The organism is Luteolibacter pohnpeiensis, assembly GCF_016595435.1.
Classification (GTDB): domain Bacteria; phylum Verrucomicrobiota; class Verrucomicrobiia; order Verrucomicrobiales; family Akkermansiaceae; genus Luteolibacter; species Luteolibacter pohnpeiensis.
Window position 1 is genome coordinate 1 of sequence record NZ_JAENIJ010000115.1, and the last position, 1,488, is coordinate 1,488.

Below are 1,488 nucleotides of genomic sequence, written 5' to 3' on the forward strand. Positions count from 1 at the left end.
CCTAACAACTACATCGACACCCGCGCCGTGATGGCAGCGGCAGCCGATGATACGCCGGACCTGCAATTCCCCGGCATGACCGAGGCGCAGTCATCCGCTGCGTATGGACTGATCCCGTTCTCCCATTTCTTCAACGCCGAGTCGGTGCTCGGGGTAAGCCCTGCCGATCTGAACTTCGTCGACTACCGCTCAGAGGCAGGCCTGCCAACCGGCGGCGATCCGAACGACTACTACCTCCGAATTGGAGGCGGCACGGTCGGCAACCTCATCGTCAATATCGGCGGTGAATGGGGTGAATACTCCTACGACTCCACCCACCCGCAAACGGCCGGCCTGGTCCCGATCGCCAACGCCATCGTCGCATTTCTCAAATCCCGAAACTGGTAACTTTCTTATGTCTACAGCCCTACAAATCACCCTTCCCGGAGCACAATTCCCCGACAACTTCCCACGAATCTATCCCGATCCGCTCATGTCGGAAGGGTCGCTCTTGTTATTTGATGCGATCAATAGCTTGGGCGCAGGTGTTCCTGAGAACGACGACATCCTGACAAATATTGCTTACCAACCAGCTAGCGCAATTGTTGCGGGAGACGAAGCCACACTTTCGCCGGTTTGGTATCAACACAGTAGCGTTGCTGGGACCGAATCGGATTACCACTTCTTGGAACGAACCTCGAAAGGTGGAATTCACGCTGGTTTCTCCTGGGAAACTATTTTCACGCTGGGCGGTAGATGGATGGGATTCATGATTCCACAGGCGATCCGTGACCATGTTTTCGCAAATACGCCAGGTCGACAGTTTTACGTCTCAATGATCATGCGAGCAACTCGCCAAGCCGGTTCGTCATCCAGAGATGTAATGACCGCTGGTCAAATCGGCAGCACTACTAGCGCTCGCTCATTTGTACTAAGAACCGGCTACACCGATGAAGCCTCTATTGTCTCAGTAAGTGGAGGCGGAAGATTCGTGAAGAACTACCCAGATGCAGGAAGCATCATTGATTTAGTTCCCCAACTACAAGCCGGTTGGTTTAGCAACTGGTATGGGACTAAGCCTGGATCTCCACCTGCAGGCGGCAATTCAAATGTAGGCTGGGGATCGCGAGGACCATGGGGTTCTACCTATCTAGGTGAGATGCCGAGCTGGATTCTTTACCGGTTTTATATCGAGGACTTGTTCGTGTCCGGCCGAACTGGAGAGCAGGTTGCAGCGGCAGATCTCGCTAAGTTCAATGCGGACTTCGGAGAGGGTGGACGCTTCGCGGATGACACGTTCAGTGATCCATTGTTGGTGAAGCCATAAACAAAGACCTCCGCTTTTGCGGAGGCCTATCGGTTATTAATGTTTTCGGATCAGATTCCCACCGGAATCGCGCCGGGTGCAGGCTCGCGGAAGAGCGTGCGGAGATCCTCTGTTTCTTCGTGTGGCACTTCGGTTCCTGAGTAGAAGACGGTCAGCAGGACTTCGCCGTTTTCCTGAGATTG

2 protein-coding genes are annotated in these 1,488 nt (G+C 54.1%); both read left to right on the forward strand.

Annotation, left to right across the window (positions count from 1 at the left end):
* A partial coding sequence (locus JIN85_RS20410) for a hypothetical protein (RefSeq protein WP_200274328.1) occupies positions 1 to 387 on the forward strand: 387 nt, incomplete at its 5' end.
* A 7-nt stretch (positions 388 to 394) separates the two neighbouring features.
* The gene (locus JIN85_RS20415) at positions 395 to 1,306 is read left to right on the forward strand and encodes a hypothetical protein (protein ID WP_200274330.1); all 912 of its coding nucleotides are present in this window, start codon (positions 395 to 397) and stop codon (positions 1,304 to 1,306) included.
* Positions 1,307 to 1,488: the final 182 nt, after the last annotated feature.

Bases quoted from the DNA above. Each gene is read 5' to 3' on its own strand.
- JIN85_RS20415 (WP_200274330.1), top strand. From the start codon at position 395: ATGTCTACAGCCCTACAAATCACCCTTCCCGGAGCACAATTCCCCGAC.